The organism is Chitinophaga sp., assembly GCF_039596455.1.
GTDB lineage: Bacteria > Bacteroidota > Bacteroidia > Chitinophagales > Chitinophagaceae > Chitinophaga.
The window spans coordinates 285673-302770 of sequence record NZ_JBCNJR010000001.1 but is presented as its reverse complement, the minus strand read 5'-3'; the positions used below and the strand labels follow the sequence as shown (position 1 = coordinate 302770).

The window sequence follows — 17098 nt, the reverse complement described above, 5'->3', positions numbered from 1 at the left end:
ACATCCTTCAGGCGCCGGCTTCCACCACCTCCGCCTGTTTTTTCCTGTCTGCTAATCTACGTTGTTTCTGCAAGGCAGAAAACAGCCAGATGAGCCCGATGCAGAAAAAGCCCATGAGCACCAGCACAGACGTGCGCATATTGTTGGTGATATGTTCTATGTAACCGAAGCTGAACACGCCGATGGCAATGGCCAGCTTTTCCGTTACGTCGTAGTAGCTGAAGAAAGACGCGGTATCCCGTGTTTCCGGAATGAGCTTGGCATAGGTGGAGCGGCTGAGGGACTGGATGCCGCCCATTACCAGGCCTACGGCCAGCGCCAGCAGGTAAAACTGCATTTCGGTGGTAGTGAAATAGGCGCAGAGACAAACCCCTATCCACAGCAGCACCGTGGCTATCAGCACTTTAAAGTTGCCGAAGCGGCCGGAGAGCCGCGCCATGCCCCAGGCGCCCAGGATGGCCACCAGCTGTATGAGCACCACGCAAATGATCAGTTTGGTGGCTTCCAGCTTCAGTTCCTTGGAGGCAAAAATAACCGCGACCATCATCACCGTCTGCACGCCCATGCTGTAAAAGAAGAACGCGCGCAGGAAGCGTTTCAGCACCGGCATCACCCTTACCTGGGCGTATACTTTTTTCAGCTCAATGAACCCGTCTTGAAACACCTTGCCGGAACCGTTGCTGATGGCCGGCTTGGAGGCAGGCAGGCGTTTGAAGGTGATCTGCGCAAAACCGAACCACCATACGCCTACCAGCAAGAAGGTGATGCGTACGGCCATGGCGTCAGTTATGCCGAAAGGTTTGATGGTTACGAGCGCAAAACCCACCAGCTGCATGAGCACGCTGCCAATGTAGCCGAAAGAAAAACCGCGGGCGCTCACCCTGTCCTGGTACTCCGGCGCCGCTATTTCAGGCAGGTAGGAGTTATAGAACACCAGCCCGCCCCAGAAGCCGATGGCCGCCAGCATCACGGAAAGCATGCCCAGCTCAAGGCTGCTGGTACTGGTAAAGGTGAAGAGGGAAGCACAGGCCAGTGAACCCAGGTAACAGAAAAAACGCAGGAAGTTCTTTTTATTGCCGCGGGTGTCTGCAATAGAAGACAGGATGGGCAGGCTGAGGGCTATCAGCAGGTATGCAAACGAAAGCGTATAGTCATACAGCACGGAGGCGAGCAGCGTTTTTCCCATAAAGGCCACCTCATCCGTACCGGTGCGGGCTTTGGTAACGCCCAGGTAATAGATGGGGAAAAACGTGGTGGTGATAACAAGGTTGTAAACGGAGTTGGCCCAGTCATACATGGCCCAGCCATTGACAACTTTCCTGTTTGGTATGCTCATAGGGAATTTTTGATATTCACATGAATCACTAAAAGTAACAATAATTACTGTTTATAATCACTGATGCGGATATGCTCCCGGCAAAAGCCGTATTCAGCCTCATCGTTAGAGCTGACAATCACCAGGCGGTTATTGCAGTGCTCTTTTACCAGCTGCTGGTAAAGGGCAATGCCTGCCGCGTCAAGATTGGTGCAGGGCTCGTCCAGCAGCAGCACGGGCACGTCTGAAAAAATGGCGAGCGCCAGTCTTGCCCGCTGTTTCATTCCGGAGGAGAAGTTGCGCACCTGTTTTTTCCAGGCCTTTTCAAGGCCCACCAGGGCGGCTATTTCGCGTGGCTGGTAGCCGGGGAGGAAAGATTTGAAATGGAGGTGAAATTCGAAACACTCCTGCAGGCTGAATTCTTCCACCAGCTCCAGGTAAGGGGCTACAATGGCGCAATGCTGGAAGAAATGGTCTGCCGGGAGTGTCTGTTCGTTGAAAAGGTACTGTACGTCGCCTTCACTGTGGTGGTGATGGCCACTGATGATCTGCAGCAGGGTGGACTTGCCGGAACCATTGGGCCCCAGTATGGCGTAGTGGCCTGTACCGCTGAACGTATAGGAAAAACGACGGAATATCCAGTCGTAGTTGAACCGCTTGCCTACCTGGTTAAGCGAGATCGTCATTCGCCCTGGTGCTGTATCCTCTCATGATGCCGCGGCCGGAATCGCGGATGAAGGAGAGGATCTCGTCTCTTTCGTCCGTGGCCGGGAATTCGGCTTCTATGATACGGATGGCTTTGGAAATATTGTTGCCTTTAACGAAAATGATGCGGTAAATGTCCAGGATGTGGTTGATCTTTTCCAGGGTGAAGCCGCGGCGTTTGAGGCCCACGGAGTTTACGCCCACGTAGGAGAGGGGTTCGCGCGCCGCTTTCACATAGGGAGGCACGTCTTTCCGCACCAGCGAGCCGCCGGTCACAAAGGCGTGGTTGCCTATTTTGCAGAACTGCTGCACGGCCACCATGCCGGCCAGCACAACGTGATCTCCCACGGTAATATGCCCCGCCAGGGTGGTGTTGTTGGAAAACACGCAGTTGTTGCCCACAATACAGTCATGCGCAATGTGGCTGTAGGCCATGATCAGGCAGTTGTTGCCGATGGAGGTCTTCAGCCGGTCTTTGGTACCGCGGTTGATGGTCACGTATTCGCGAACGGTGGTGTTGTTGCCGATTTCCACAATGGTATCCTCGCCTTCAAACTTGAGGTCTTGCGGAATAGCGGAAATAACGGCGCCGGGAAAGATGCGGCAGTTTTTGCCGATGCGGGCGCCTTCCATGATGGTTACGTTAGAACCAATCCAGGTGCCTTCCCCGATCTCAACATTTTTATGGATAACGGTGAACGGATCGATTTTTACATTGGGCGCAACTTTAGCGTCCGGGTGGATGTATGTGAGCGGATGAATCATGCTGTTATTTTCCTTCGCGTTTTACAATTTGGGCAACCATGTCGGCCTCAGCGCACACCTTGTTGCCAACGAAAGCTGTACCTCTCATCTCCACCAGGCCCCGGCGGATGGGGCTCAACAGCTCCATCTTCAAGATCATGGTATCACCGGGCATTACTTTCTGTTTGAATTTACAATTATCGATCTTCAGGAAGTAGGTGTCATAGTTTTCAGGGTCCGGCATAGGGTTCAGCGCAAGAATGCCGCCCACCTGGGCCAGCGCCTCACAGATCAGCACGCCGGGCATTACCGGGTTACCGGGAAAGTGGCCCTGGAAGATCTGTTCATTGAAAGTTACGTTCTTCACGCCCACCACCCTGGTATCGCTCAGCTCAATGATCTTGTCTACCAGCAGCATCGGGTAACGGTGCGGCATGGTGCGTACAATGTGATTGATATCGTATACCGGCGGTTGGGTGGGATCGTAAATGGGTACGTCCCTGTTATGTTTGTTCTTCTTGATGTACTGTTTGATCTTGCGGGCAAACTCCACGTTGGAGGCGTGGCCGGGCCGGTTGGCAATAATGTGCGCCTTGATGGGCACGCCAATGAGGGCCAGGTCTCCCACTACGTCCAGCAGCTTGTGGCGGGCCGGTTCGTTGGGGAAATGGAGCTGGGCATTGTTGAGGATGCCTTCCCGCTGCTGCACGCTCATTTCTTCGCGGTCAAAAGCCTTGGCCAGGCGGCTCAACTCTTCGTCTGTTACCGGGCGGTCTACCACCACAATGGCGTTGTTGATGTCTCCGCCTTTGATAAGATTGTTGGCCAGCAGGTATTCCAGCTCATGCAGGAACACAAAGGTGCGGCAGGGGGCAATTTCTTTCTTGAAATCGCTCATGCTCTTCAGGTTGGCATGCTGGGTGCCCAGTACCTGGGAGTTGAAGTCGATGAGGGCGGTAATGCGGTAGTCTACAGCGGGCAAAGCCACCATTTCCACCTTTTTCACCTCATCGTAGTAATTAATGTTGGTATCTATGGTATAATATACCTTTTTGGCATCCTGCACCTGTATACCGGCTTCTTCAATAATTTCTATGAAAGGAATGGAGCTGCCGTCCATGATGGGAATTTCCGGGCCGTTCAGCTCAATCAGCACATTATCTACGCCCATGCCCACCAGTGCGGCCAGGATGTGCTCTACGGTGCTCACGCGGGCGCCGTTGTGCTCCAGGGTGGTGCCGCGGGCGGTATCTACCACATAATCCACGTCTGCTTTAACAATTGGCTGATCCGGCAGGTCTATGCGCTGGAATTTAATACCAAAGCCGGGCATGGCCGGCTTGAGAGTCATATTCACCTGTGCTCCTGTGTGTAAACCAACTCCTGAAATGGTCACGGGACCCTGTAAGGTCTGCTGGTTCGACTGCTGATTTTCCATCATTATAGCTTCGTATTCAATTGCGTTTAAAATCCTTCTTGATCTTTCCTCCAGTTATACCTCAGCGGAGAAGGGCTTTTTCGGCCAACAGCTGTTTCACCATCTCTTCCAGTTCTTTCACCCTTTTTTCCAAGTCCGGCAAATTTCTAAAAATTGCCTGACTTTTTAAGGAACTTTTATAATCATAGGCGGGAGAACCGGTTAAAGCGGTATTGGGCGTGGTGATAGATTTGGACAAGCCGCTCTGGGCGTTGATCTTGGTGCCGTCGGCAATCTGGATGTGGCCTACAATGCCTACCTGCCCGCCTATCACGCAGTTTTTCCCGATCTTGGTGCTGCCGGAAACGCCTGACTGGGCGGCAATGACGGTGTTGTTGCCTATTTCCACGTTATGGGCGATCTGTATCAGGTTATCCAGCTTCACGCCGGCATGGATCACGGTAGAGCCCATAGTAGCCCTGTCTATAGTGGTGTTGGCGCCAATTTCCACATCATCATGTATCACTACGTTGCCCACCTGCGGTACCTTTTTATACGTGCCGTCTGCCTGGGGGGCAAAGCCGAAGCCGTCTCCGCCAATTACACAACCGGCATGGAGTATGACGCGTTTGCCCACCACGCTGTTATCATACAGCTTCACGCCGGGGTAAAGCACGGTACCATCGCCTATTTTCACATTATCTCCCAGGTATACGCCGGGGTATATCTTTACATTATCTCCCAGCACCACGTTCTCTCCCAGGTACGCAAATGCGCCAATAAACGCGCCTTTGCCCATTTTAACGGAGGCGGGCACGTGGGAGGGCTGCTGGATGCCTGTTTTGGCCCCTGCGCCCACCATTTTCTGGTATTGCTCCAATAACTGGGCAAAAGCGCTATAGGCGTCTTTTACACGGATGAGGGTAGGCTTGATGGGCCGCTCTATCACCAGCGAATCATTCACGATCAGGATGGAGGCCTGCGTGGAATACAGGAACTCTTCGTATTTGGGATTGGCTATGAAGCTCAACATGCCGTCTCCCGCTTCCTCAATCTTGGCGATATTGTGCACTTTCACTTCCGGGTCCCCCTCCAGCTTCCCGTTCAATATGGTAGCCAGCTGTAATGCGCTAAATTGCATAATTAATAATTGAAATGTTACCCTCCAGGCCCACTCCGGATAATATGAATGTATTCTCTAACATGTTGCGCCCGTATAAAACGTTGTTAGCCTAGATTTTTGGATGACAAATGTAGAATTTTTTTATCGGTCTTGCCAAAGTATGCGATACAAGGGCATTGTCGATAGAAGAAATATCCCTCACGGTGCCATCCTTGAATAAAATATTGATCTTTTCGTCGCTGGCGTCATATGCCCTGAGGCTGGCGGTATCCGTAAATACGAAATAATCCGCCTCCCCGTCTGTCAGCTCCCATCTTTTTTTCACTTTTTCTTTCAGGTTGGCCACCAGCTCCGGGTCAGACGGCTCATTGCCGAGGGTGACCTTGAAAAGCCGGCGGTTTACGAGCCATTGGCAAAGCAGGCTCAGCACCTTGTCAGGGTGCTGCGTCCATACCTTGATGGCCCCCATTACGTCATAATCGTCCAGTTGGCAAAATTGGAAAAGGCATTCTTCGTCTTCCTCAAATTCCCCCCTTCCGATGCGGTTATATAAAAAATACTGCAGGGCGGGCGAGGCAAACAGCTCCGCACCTCCCAAAGCCAGGTGTTTGGCCCGGTGCAGCACTTTTACCAGCATGTTTTCCGCGGCCAGCACCGTTTTATGCAGGTAAACCTGCCAGTACATCAGCCTGCGGGCTACAATGAACTTCTCAATGGAATAGATCCCTTTTTCCTCCACCATCAGCTCTCCTTCGTGTACCGTGAGCATTTTGATGATGCGGTCATAGCTGATCACACCTTCAGACACCCCGGTGTAAAAGCTGTCACGGCTGAGGTAATCCATCCTGTCTACGTCCAGCTGGCTGGAAACCAGCTGGTGAAGGAACTGTTTATGGTACCGGCCGTTGAAAATTTCCAGCGTCAGGTCCAGCATGCCGTTCATTTCCCGGTTAAGGGTCTGCATCAGCAGCTGCGAGATCTCTTCGTGGGAAACCCCCTCCACCAGGCTATGCTCCAGCGCGTGGGAGTAAGGCCCGTGCCCTATGTCATGCAATAATATGGCCATTCTTGCCGCCACATCCTCCTCCTCCGTGATCACCACCCCTTTGCCCCGCAGCTCCTGCAGGGCGCAGCTCATCAAATGGTAAGCGCCCATGCTGTGGTGGAAACGGGTGTGCATGGCCCCGGGGTACACCGTGTGCGCCAGCGCCATCTGGTGAATACGGCGCAGCCGCTGGTAGTACGGATGTGATATGAGATTGAAAATCAATGGATGATCGATAGTAATAAACCCGTGAACGGGGTCATTTACAATCTTTCGTTTGCGGTCAGTCATTCGGATTTTTTAATATCTGTCTCTACAAATCTACGGCTTTGCCCCTAACTTTTACCCGGTAAGCCGGTGTAATGACGCGCCGTGAGCGGCAAACCCCCATAATTTAACGAATTATTAGAGTTTCATATATTTTGGAGGAACGATTTTTGCCGGATTTAGGTAATTTTAAAGCAGTCCAAAAAAAATTCATGACGCAAATCAACATACTTTGGGTAGATGACGAGATCGACTCCCTTAAATCGCAGATCATTTTTCTTGAAAATAAAGGCTATAAAGTATCAGCGCTCACCAACGGGTATGATGCGCTGGAATTTCTGAAAGATAATATTGTAGACGTAGTGCTGCTGGACGAGTCCATGCCTGGCATAACCGGCCTGGAAACGCTGACCCGCATCCGGGAAACCAACCAGCAGGTGCCGGTGGTGATGATCACCAAAAACGAGGCGGAAAACGTGATGGACGAAGCCATCGGCTCGCAGATCACGGATTACCTGATCAAGCCGGTAAACCCCAACCAGGTGCTGCTTTCCCTCAAAAAGATCATAGACAACAAGCGGCTGGTGGCGGAAAAGACCACCACGGCCTACCAGCAGCAGTTCCGCTCCCTCTTCATGGCGCTGAATGACAACCCCAACCATGCGGAATGGGCGGATATCTATAAAAAGCTCGTGTACTGGGAAATGGAAATGAGCAAGAGCGACAGCCCGGAGATGCTGGAGGTGCTGCATTCCCAGAAGGCAGAGGCCAATACGGAGTTTGCCAAGTTCATCAGCCGCCACTACGGCAGCTGGATGCAGCCGCGGAACGATGACGCACCCATCATGAGCCACACGCTCTTCCGGGACAAGGTGGTGCCGCTGATGGACCCCTCTCTGCCCAATTTCTTCATCCTGATAGATAACCTCCGGTACGATCAGTGGAAGACCATACAGCCCATATTCGGGGAATCTTTCCGGATGGTGGAGGAAGATACCTTTTACAGCATTCTGCCTACCTCTACGCAATACAGCCGCAACGCTATCTTCGCAGGCATGCTGCCCGCGGAGATCGAGGCAAAGTTCCCGGAAGAGTGGAAGAATGACGATGAGCAGGGCGGCAAAAACCTCTACGAGGAGCATTTTTTTGCGGCCCAGCTGCAGCGGCTGAAAATGGATACGCGCTTTTCCTATACAAAAGTGATCAACCATGCAGACGGGCAGCACCTGGTGAACAACATGCATAATATGCTGGATTACCCGCTGAACGTGATCGTTTATAATTTTGTGGACATGCTGAGCCATGCCCGCACGGAAATGGAGGTGCTGAAAGAGCTGGCGGGCGATGAAATTTCCTACCGCTCCATTACGGCCAGCTGGTTTGAGCACTCCCACCTGCACCAGGCCCTGCGGAAGGTGGCAGACAAAAAGATCAACCTGATAGTGGCCACGGACCATGGGAGCGTACGGGTAAAAACACCTGTGAAAGTGATAGGTGACAAGCAGACCACCACCAACCTGCGGTACAAGCACGGGCGCAATCTCAACTATGACCCCAAAGAGGTGCTGGCCTTCCGGGATCCCCGGGAAGCAGGGCTGCCCAAGCCAAATGTCAATTCTTCTTATATCTTTGCCCGCGAAGACGGGTATCTTTGCTATCCCAACAATTATAATTATTTCGTGAACTATTACCGCAATACCTTCCAGCACGGCGGCATTTCCATGGAGGAAATGATTGTTCCGGTGGCCCGGATGGTGAGCAAATAGCGGATTTTAAAAGAAGACATCATGAACCTGAAAAGTACCCCCGCCAACCTGGCGAAGCTGGAAAAGATCTTTGAAGAGGCGAAGTATATTCTGCGGTACGAAAAAGGCACCTTCAACTCCGGCTACTGTGTGCTGGAGCACAAGAAAGTAGTGGTGATCAACAAGTTCCTGAACGTGGAGGGGCGGATCAATACCCTGATGGACATACTGCCGTCTATTGCGCTGGAAGAGGGTTTCCTGACACCGGAATCCCAGAAGCTTTACCGCCAGGTGATAGACAGCCGGGATACCGCTGAAAAGACCCCGGGGGGCGAAGAAGAAAATCCGTCAACAGAAACACCTGCTTAACCACACGCTTTGAAAGTAACATTCCTTGGAACAGGCACTTCACAGGGCGTACCCGTTATAGCTTGCCCCTGCAAAGTATGCGCCTCTGCAGACCCGCGTGACAAGCGGCTGCGGAGCAGCATTCTCATCAGTTCAGACGCCGGCAACATTGTGGTAGACACTACGCCTGACTTCCGGTACCAGATGCTGCGGGCCGGTGTAAAAACGCTGGAAGCCGTGGTGATCACGCATTCCCATAAAGACCATATAGCCGGTATGGACGATATCAGGGCCTTTAATTATTTTCAGCAGCGCCCCATTGATATTTACGCGTCAGACTATTCCCAGAACGTGATCATGCGCGAGTTTTCCTATGCTTTTGCGGATTTCAAATACCCCGGCATTCCGGAGCTGAACCTGCGCACTATTATGGATGACCCGTTTTTGATCAATGGCCTGAAATTTACGCCCATCAACGTTTTGCATCACAAAATGCCGGTGCTGGGTTTCCGTTTTAACGACTTCACCTACATCACAGACGCTAACTATATTGCCCCCGAAGAGAAAGAAAAGATCAGGGGCTCAAAGGTACTGGTGCTGAACGCCCTGCGCCGGGAGAAGCACATTTCCCACTTCACGCTGGATGAAGCGCTGGAACTGGGCCAGGAGCTGGAAGTGCCACAGGTGTACTTTACGCATATCAGTCACCAGCTGGGCTTGCATGCGGAGGTGGAGCCCGGTTTGCCGTCAGGCACGGCGCTGGCGTATGACGGGCTGGTGGTGGAAGTATAGGCGCATAAACACCCTGAAAAAATATAGCACCCGCAGTACTCTATTTAGTCACCTCTTTTTTACAGGCATAGCGGAACTTTGACGAAATTTGGCGTAGACCAAAACCATTGTTTGTGCCGCATAAGATCGTAAAGGACTACTTTGATTTTTCCCGAAAGGAGCGCATGGGTATTGCTTTCCTGTTGGCCCTGATAGTGATGGCGGAATGTTTCCCCGCCGGCTGGGCTTTTTTTCAAACAAACAAGATGATGAGTGATACGGCCGGTTTCCGGGCGGCGGTACTGGCCGTGGAGGCGTTGATGGCAGACAGTGCTGCGCGGAAGACTTTTGTGTATGGCCGGCAGCAGGGCCTTGAGCGCGGTGGAAGGCCCGGCGCGAACTGGTTGGAGGGGAGGAATGGAAGGTTGGGGCGCGATGGCGGCAGCGGACGAAGGGTGGCTTATGGAGGCGATAGCGCAGGCCGCGCCTATGTGTTTAACGGGCAGCGCCGGACAGGCGCAGATTGGAGCAGGCAGCCCACCGGCGGTAATTACCGGGCATCACCATTCAGTAGAGACAAGGGTTATACCGCTTACAAAAGAAATATGCCCGGCCGCGTGATTGACATCAACCAGGCAGACAGCGCCGCCTGGGAAAGCCTGCCTGGTATTGGGCCGGTGCTGGCAGGGCGCATCATGCGGTTCAGGGAGCGGCTGGGCGGCTTTTATGAGATGGCGCAGGTGGGTGAAACATGGGGGCTGGCAGACAGCGTATTTAAAAAAATTCAAGGGATGCTGGTGATGGGTGCGGTTTCTCTAAGAAAGACCGACCTGAACCAGACAGATGAAAAATCTTTGGCCCAACATCCATACATCAACACGAAACTGGCCCGGTTAATAGTACGGTATCGCAGTAACCACGGGCCTTTCAGGCACCCTGAAGAGCTGAAAGGCATTGCTTTGGTGAATGACTCCATTTATCGTAAACTTGAAAAATACTTAGTGGCCAATTAAATCAAAATTTCCGGTTATGAACTTTCAGCCAACGGATATGCAATTGCAAATAGCGCAGGTTATCAGGGATTTTGGCAAAACGCACATCCAGCCCCACGTGCTGGAGTGGGATGAAACGCAGACCTTTCCTTTGGAACTATTCAAAAAAATGGGAGAGCTGGGGCTAATGGGCGTACTGGTGCCGGAAAACTACGGGGGCTCAGGCCTGGGTTACCTGGAATACGTGACGGTGATCAGCGAGGTAGCGCGCTTTTGCGGCGCCATCGGCCTTAGCCTGGCCGCCCATAACTCCCTCTGCACGGGGCACATTCTCCAATTCGGTAATGAAGCACAAAAACAGAAATATTTGCCCAAACTGGCCACTGCAGAATGGATAGGGGCCTGGGGCCTTACGGAGCCCAATACCGGCTCCGACGCCATGAACATGAAATGCACCGCCCGAAAGGAAGGCAATGAATGGGTGATCAACGGTACCAAATGCTGGATCACCCACGGCAAAAGCGGAGACGTGGCCGTGGTAATTGCCCGCACCGGGGAGCTGCGGGACAGCCGTGGCATGAGCGCGTTTATTGTAGAAAGGGGCACGCCCGGTTTCAGCGGGGGCAAAAAAGAGAATAAACTGGGCATGCGGGCCTCGGAAACCGCGGAAATGATCTTTGACAACTGCCGCATACCCGCAGAAAACCTCATCGGGGAAGAAGGGGAAGGTTTCATCCAGTCTATGAAAGTGCTGGACGGCGGGCGTATTTCCATTGCCGCGCTCTCCCTGGGCATTGCCAAAGGCGCTTACGATGCGGCATTGAAATACTCGCAGGAACGCCATCAGTTTGACAAGCCCATTGCCAGTTTCCAGGGCGTTTCCTTCAAGCTGGCGGATATGCACACCAACATTACCGCGGCGGAGCTGCTTACCATGCAGGCCGCAGACATGAAGAACAAACATTTGCCCATGACGCAGCAAGCCGCTATGGCCAAATATTACGCATCAGAGGTAGCGGTCAGAACAGCGGATGACGCGGTGCAGATTTTCGGAGGTTATGGATATACGAAAGACTTCCCCGTGGAAAAATACTATCGTGACGCCAAACTTTGTACAATAGGCGAAGGCACTTCCGAAATTCAGAAAATAGTGATTGCGCGTGAAGCGCTGAAGAAATAAAATGTGGTCAATAAAACAGGGCCGGCTAAAAAGTAGACTTTACTTTTATGCCGGCCCTTTGTATGCTCTGGTGATACTATTTTCACATAAGGCTTTGGGCGAACCTCAAGCGAACGAGAAGCGAAGGTGAAGCGAAGGAGAAGCGAAGGAAAACCGGGTGCATGACAGGTTAAAATAGTATCTGCTGCTTGAATAATCCGGTGTATTTTTGCAAACGATTGCAATTTTAGGTGGCAGCCTGGATTTCAATCAATTCCTTACTTATTAATCATCAGCAATACGCTTAACACTTCCACTACATATGACCACTTTCGAAGAACAATTAAGCAATCTTTTCCCGGCAGCCTCCGCCATCCCCGCGGAGTATGCCCTGCCGGCCGAAGTTCATCAGCGGGAATACCTTTCCGACGGTGTTATGAAAAGCTGGAGCGGAGATGTACACACCGTATTGTCTCCCATCTGTATTAAAACTGAAAACGGCCTGGAGCGAAAGGTAATAGGCTCCTACCCCCTGTGCGGTGAAGAAGAGGCCATGGCCTCCCTGGATGCCGCCATCCGCGCTTACCGCAACGGGCGCGGGGAATGGCCCACCATGTCTGTAGCGGAGCGCATTGCCTGCGTAGAAAAGTTTACGGGCAAAATGATCGCGAAAAAGCAGGAGGTGGTGCAACTGATCATGTGGGAAATTGGCAAATCATGGGCTGATTCCGTGAAGGAATTTGACCGCACGGTAGAATATATTCACGCCACTATTGACGCGCTGAAAGACCTTGACCGCAAGTCTTCCGGCTTTGCCATTGAGCAGGGCATCATAGGCCAGATACGCCGCTCGCCGCTGGGCGTGGTGCTGTGTATGGGGCCTTTCAACTATCCCCTCAATGAAACGTTCACCACGCTCATACCGGCACTGATCATGGGTAATACCCTGCTGTTCAAACCGCCCAAGCACGGCACGTTGTTGCATTACCCGCTGCTGGAAGCATTCAGGGAATGTTTCCCTCCGGGCGTGGTCAACACCATTTACGGCCGCGGCAACGTCATCATCGGGCCGCTGATGGAGTCAGGCAAGATCAATGTGCTCACCCTGATAGGCTCCAGCAAGGTGGCCAACCAGCTGAAAAAAATGCATCCGAAAGTAAACCGCCTCCGCGCCATACTGGGCCTGGATGCCAAGAACGCGGCCATTGTGACAGACAAGGCGGATATAGACCTGGCGGTAAAAGAATGTGTGCTGGGCTCGCTTTCTTTCAACGGGCAGCGATGCACGGCCATCAAGATAATTTTTGTGCACCGCAGCGTTGCGGACGCTTTCCTCAGCAAGTTCGCAGAAGCGGTGGGCCGCCTGAAATTCGGAATGCCCTGGGAAAAAGACGTATTCCTCACCCCGCTGCCGGAGCCTCAGAAACCGGGCTATTTGCAGAGCTGCGTGGCGGACGCGGTTGCTCATGGGGCAAAGGTGATTAACGCGAATGGCGGGGCTGCAAATGCGTCTTTTGTGTATCCTGCACTGGTGTATCCTGTAAATGAAAAGATGAAATTGTACCGGGAGGAACAATTTGGGCCGGTAATACCCGTGTTGCCGTATGACAGCGTGGAAACGCCCATTGACTACCTGATCGCGTCTGACCACGGCCAGCAGGTAAGCCTTTTCACCAACGATGCGGCGGAGCTGGCTTCTCTCATAGACCCGCTGGTGAACCAGGTAAGCCGGGTGAACATCAACTGCCAATGCCAACGCGGCCCGGATATCTTCCCCTTTACCGGCAGAAAAGATTCCGCAGAAGCCACCCTTTCCGTTTTTGACGCGCTGCGGGCCTTCTCCATCCGCTCACTCGTGGCTACCAAACAAACGGACGAGAACAAAGCGCTCATTAACCAGATTGTCAGCGAGCAGACTTCCAACTTTCTTTCAACAAAGTATATTTTTTAACCAATTGTAAATGCGCTGGCCTGCTAAAACTTAGCAGGCCAGCGTTTCATTTTCTCAATTTTTTTTTATAAATACACATAAGTGTGATGGAAAATTGTAAACAGAAAGTTAAATTTGGGTTAATTACTTTCCTTACCAATTTATCAACCTTAAACACAAAACAGAAAGATCGAGAAAATTTCTACTCCAAAGTAAAGCCGCCTCATTCGGGGCGGTTTTAGTTTTGGGTACCTCCCCCAAACTCCATGAGCTGAGAAGGCTTGTGACCGTACATTTTTTTGAAAGCGGCAGAAAAATGATTAGGCGTGCTGTAGCCCAGGTAATCTGCCACCTCATTCACATTCATTTTCCTCTCGGCTAAAAACTGCCGGGCCGTTTTCATTTTCATTTCCTGCACGTAACCAAATACCGTGTTGCCAAACAGTTGCTTGAAGCCTTTTTTCAGCTTGAACTCGTTCAGCCCAAATTTCCTGCAAAGCCCGTACAGGCTGAGCTCCGGGCTCAGGAAAGATTCCCGCAGGTAATCCTTCACCTGTTGCAGCCGTTGCAGGTCAGCGGCGGGAATGTGTTGTGCCGGTACGGCCTGTACCTGGAAGTGCATCAGCGCCTGCAGCGGGTCCCAGCAGTCGGTTTCCTCCTGGTACGCAGCATCGTAAAAGCTGGCATTGTCTGCAAAAAATGCGTGGTTGGCGATGGCCTGCATCGCATGCGTAGTTGTTTTTGGGGTCATGTCGTAAATCCGTTTTTCGTATATGTTTATCCGTTTGTCGTACCTGTTGGGGGCAGGCGGCGGAATAACTTTGCGGCATAAAAATAATCACAAACATGTTGCGGAAAATACTGAAATGGACAGGCGGCATTATTGCCACCCTCATCGGCGCCCTTCTTATATTTTATTTTGTTATGCATATTTATGTGAATAACAAAAAAGGCAAAACCTACAACGTAGAAGTACGGATGCTGGAAATTCCCTCAGATTCAGCCACCATAGCGGAGGGAGCGCATATTTACGCCACCAAGGGCTGTGGAGACTGCCATGGAGACAATGGGGCAGGAAAATTTTTTTTACAAGACAAGATGATCGGCGCTATTTCGGGCACTAACCTGACCACCGGCAAAGGCGGCCGGCCGGCTGGTTATGGAGACCGGGAGTGGCTGCTGGCACTGCGTCACGGCCTCCGGCAAGATTCAAGGCCCCTGCTGGTAATGCCTTCTTATGAATATTATAAAATGTCTGACCATGATATCTCAAGCCTGGTGGCTTATCTTAAATCTCTTCCTCCAGTTGACCATGAAGTGCCCGCTGCCACGCTTGGCCCGTTGGGCACTGTATTATCGGGTCTGGATAAACTTCCGCTGATACCGGCAGATAAAATTGATCACAGCTTTAAATCTCCGGCCCGGGTGGAAAAAACGGTATCCGTTGAATATGGACAGTACCTCTCCATGTCTTGCACAGGTTGCCATAGCCCCAGCCTCAAAGGAGGAGACAGCCCCATTCCCGGTGGTACGCCCGTGCGTGACATCACCAGCACAGGCAATATAGGCAAGTGGAGCATGCCGGAATTTGTAACGGCGCTGCGTACCGGCAAAACGCCGGACGGGCGGCAGCTGAAGAATGAAGACATGCCCTGGAAAATGACCAGCCAGTACACAGACGGCGAGCTGGAAGCCATCTACCTCTACCTTAAAACTTTATAACCATGGCGGAGGATTGCAGGAAAAGAAATTTTCCTGCATAGGGGTGGTACCATGCGGCGGCCGTCATATAAGCACCGCGGGGCCGCACAGCCCGGCCGGATATATTGTAAAACCGAAGAGGCGCTACCATAAGGCGCGCCTCTTTCCTAAAATATAAATGATGTTATTGTTAGTGATCGCTTTTTTCAGGAATTTGGGCAACATGGCTTTTTGCCTGTTTTACGATCTGCTGCGCCTGTTCCGTACGGCTTAGTCAAGGAAATCGTCCTCCGCCTTTTTAGGCTGCGCCGGCCCGCCGGCCATGCCGGTAAACCAGGCGTCTACATTGCCGGCTATCATAGGAGGCAGCTTGCTTTTCACAAAGTCTTTTACCGCTTCTATGGCTTTTACGGCCTGTTCATCATTAATACCGGCCTTGTCTTTCAATTGTTGGATCAGCTCTTGCATGAATGTAGGTTTAAGCAACTTTTAAAGTAACCAGTGTGCTTTTTTCCAGCTTCTCTTCTGCATAGGCACGGCTGAGCACAAAAGATTTTTCGGTACCGGAAGGCATATGGAACATGGCGTCTGCCAGCAGCACTTCGCAGATGGAGCGCAGGCCGCGGGCGCCCAGCTTGTATTCCAGCGCCTTGTCTACAATATACTCTACAGCATCGTCTGCCACTTCCAGCTCAATACCCTCTACCTTGAACAGTTTTTTGTACTGTTTGACGAGGGCGTTGCGCGGCTGGGTGAGTATGGCGGTAAGGGCGTCCTTGTCAAGCGAGTTGAGGTAGGTAACCACCGGCAAACGGCCCAGCAGTTCGGGAATAAGGCCAAACTGCTTCAGGTCCTGCGAGTTGACGTAACGCAGGATGTGCTTGCGGGCATCCTCTTCCTTGTCTTTATTCACGGTGAAACCGATGGAGTGCGTTTGTATCCTGCGGCTGATGATACGGTCTACACCGTCAAAAGCGCCGCCGCAAATGAACAGGATGTTCTGCGTGTTTACCTTGATGAGCTTTTGCTCCGGGTGCTTGCGGCCTCCCTGCGGGGGAACCAGCACTTCCGTGCCTTCCAGCAGTTTCAGCAGGCCTTGCTGCACGCCTTCGCCGCTCACATCGCGGGTAATGGAAGGGTTATCGCTCTTGCGGGCAATTTTGTCTATTTCGTCTATGTATACGATGCCGCGTTCCGCAGCTTCCACATCGTAGTTGCATACCTGCAGCAGGCGGGTCAGGATGCTTTCCACATCTTCTCCCACATACCCGGCTTCGGTAAATACGGTAGCGTCTACAATAGTGAAGGGAACATTCAGCAGTTTGGCGATAGACTTGGCCAGCAGGGTTTTGCCGGTGCCGGTTTCGCCCACCATAATGAGGTTGCTTTTTTCGATCTCCACCTCATCATCCGTTACCTGCTGGTTCAGGCGTTTGTAGTGGTTATACACCGCTACGGCCAGTATTTTCTTGGCGTCGTCCTGCCCGATCACATATTCGTCAAGAAACTGTTTGATCTCAACAGGTTTGGCCACCTTGGGTACAAAGTTGGAAGAGCCGGCCGGCTTGCGGGATTCCGCGCCGGGGTTCAGCTCCTGTTCAATGATCTCCTGCGCATTGGCCACACAGTTTTCGCAAATGTGCCCTTCTGCGCCGGCTATCAATATCCTCACCTCATCTTTGTTCCTGTTACAGAACGAACAGCGTATTTTGGAATCTTTCATTAGCAATTTGTTGTCTTTTCAAAGGCCTGATGGAACTTACGTTTCATTAGCTATAAATATCTTTTCAATAACCCCGGCATTGCCGCCGGAACGGTAAAATTACACTTTTTTGC

General features: G+C 52.0%; 16 protein-coding genes. 7 read left to right on the top strand and 9 right to left on the bottom strand.

Annotated features, from left to right (window positions below; all coding sequences use genetic code 11):
• Positions 1-7: 7 nt before the first annotated feature.
• From ABDW36_RS01135 to ABDW36_RS01110, 6 genes are all read right to left on the bottom strand, one after another.
• The gene (locus tag ABDW36_RS01135; RefSeq protein WP_343700043.1) at positions 8-1336 is read right to left on the bottom strand and encodes an MFS transporter; all 1329 of its coding nucleotides are present in this window, start codon (positions 1334-1336) and stop codon (positions 8-10) included.
• Between the two features lie 44 nt (positions 1337-1380).
• Complete coding sequence (locus tag ABDW36_RS01130) at positions 1381-2001, bottom strand: ATP-binding cassette domain-containing protein (RefSeq protein WP_343700042.1); 621 nt, start codon at positions 1999-2001, stop codon at positions 1381-1383.
• Positions 1985-2785, bottom strand: a complete 801-nt coding sequence (lpxA, locus tag ABDW36_RS01125; RefSeq protein WP_119078163.1) for an acyl-ACP--UDP-N-acetylglucosamine O-acyltransferase — start codon at positions 2783-2785, stop codon at positions 1985-1987. The genes ABDW36_RS01130 and lpxA overlap by 17 nt, the downstream gene beginning before the upstream one ends.
• 4 nt (positions 2786-2789) lie before the next feature.
• The gene (locus ABDW36_RS01120) at positions 2790-4202 is read right to left on the bottom strand and encodes a bifunctional UDP-3-O-[3-hydroxymyristoyl] N-acetylglucosamine deacetylase/3-hydroxyacyl-ACP dehydratase (RefSeq protein WP_343701694.1); all 1413 of its coding nucleotides are present in this window, start codon (positions 4200-4202) and stop codon (positions 2790-2792) included.
• Positions 4203-4263: 61 nt separating this feature from the next.
• A complete protein-coding gene (gene lpxD, locus ABDW36_RS01115) occupies positions 4264-5322 on the bottom strand; it encodes a UDP-3-O-(3-hydroxymyristoyl)glucosamine N-acyltransferase (protein ID WP_343700041.1) in 1059 nt (352 codons plus the stop codon).
• Positions 5323-5413: 91 nt separating this feature from the next.
• The gene (locus ABDW36_RS01110; protein ID WP_343700040.1) at positions 5414-6640 is read right to left on the bottom strand and encodes an HD domain-containing protein; all 1227 of its coding nucleotides are present in this window, start codon (positions 6638-6640) and stop codon (positions 5414-5416) included.
• 188 nt (positions 6641-6828) lie between these two features.
• Here ABDW36_RS01110 and ABDW36_RS01105 point away from each other — a divergent pair, with 188 nt between their 5' ends.
• The 6 genes from ABDW36_RS01105 to ABDW36_RS01080 all read left to right on the top strand — a co-directional run bounded on the left by ABDW36_RS01105 (position 6829) and on the right by ABDW36_RS01080 (position 13582).
• Positions 6829-8382, top strand: coding sequence for a response regulator (locus tag ABDW36_RS01105; protein ID WP_343700039.1), 1554 nt, complete (start codon positions 6829-6831; stop codon positions 8380-8382).
• Positions 8383-8403: 21 nt separating this feature from the next.
• Positions 8404-8730 (top strand): hypothetical protein, encoded by a 327-nt coding sequence (locus ABDW36_RS01100; RefSeq protein ID WP_343700038.1) that lies wholly within the window; start codon positions 8404-8406, stop codon positions 8728-8730.
• A gap of 9 nt (positions 8731-8739) precedes the next feature.
• Entirely contained in the window at positions 8740-9501 is a 762-nt protein-coding gene (locus tag ABDW36_RS01095) for an MBL fold metallo-hydrolase (RefSeq protein ID WP_343700037.1), read from the top strand.
• A 113-nt stretch (positions 9502-9614) separates the two neighbouring features.
• Positions 9615-10493: a helix-hairpin-helix domain-containing protein gene (locus ABDW36_RS01090; RefSeq protein ID WP_343700036.1), complete on the top strand. Its 879-nt coding sequence runs from the start codon at positions 9615-9617 to the stop codon at positions 10491-10493.
• A gap of 16 nt (positions 10494-10509) precedes the next feature.
• Positions 10510-11652 (top strand): acyl-CoA dehydrogenase family protein, encoded by a 1143-nt coding sequence (locus ABDW36_RS01085; protein WP_343700035.1) that lies wholly within the window; start codon positions 10510-10512, stop codon positions 11650-11652.
• A 301-nt stretch (positions 11653-11953) separates the two neighbouring features.
• Positions 11954-13582, top strand: coding sequence for an NADP-dependent glyceraldehyde-3-phosphate dehydrogenase (locus ABDW36_RS01080; protein ID WP_343700034.1), 1629 nt, complete (start codon positions 11954-11956; stop codon positions 13580-13582).
• Positions 13583-13799: 217 nt separating this feature from the next.
• On the opposite strand, the gene ABDW36_RS01075 is transcribed toward ABDW36_RS01080, so the two are convergent.
• Entirely contained in the window at positions 13800-14312 is a 513-nt protein-coding gene (locus ABDW36_RS01075; RefSeq protein WP_343700033.1) for an AraC family transcriptional regulator, read from the bottom strand.
• Positions 14313-14407: 95 nt separating this feature from the next.
• On the opposite strand from ABDW36_RS01075, the gene ABDW36_RS01070 reads away from it, so the two are divergent.
• A complete protein-coding gene (locus ABDW36_RS01070; protein ID WP_343700032.1) occupies positions 14408-15283 on the top strand; it encodes a c-type cytochrome in 876 nt (291 codons plus the stop codon).
• A gap of 249 nt (positions 15284-15532) precedes the next feature.
• Here ABDW36_RS01070 and ABDW36_RS01065 read toward each other — a convergent pair whose 3' ends face one another.
• Together ABDW36_RS01065 and clpX are read right to left on the bottom strand one after the other, a co-directional pair.
• On the bottom strand, positions 15533-15730 hold the full coding sequence (locus tag ABDW36_RS01065; protein WP_343700031.1) for a hypothetical protein: 198 nt from the start codon (positions 15728-15730) through the stop codon (positions 15533-15535).
• Between the two features lie 10 nt (positions 15731-15740).
• Positions 15741-16985 carry an ATP-dependent Clp protease ATP-binding subunit ClpX gene (clpX, locus tag ABDW36_RS01060; protein ID WP_343700030.1) on the bottom strand — a complete coding sequence of 415 codons (1245 nt, stop codon included), beginning with the start codon at positions 16983-16985 and terminating at the stop codon, positions 15741-15743.
• Positions 16986-17098: the final 113 nt, after the last annotated feature.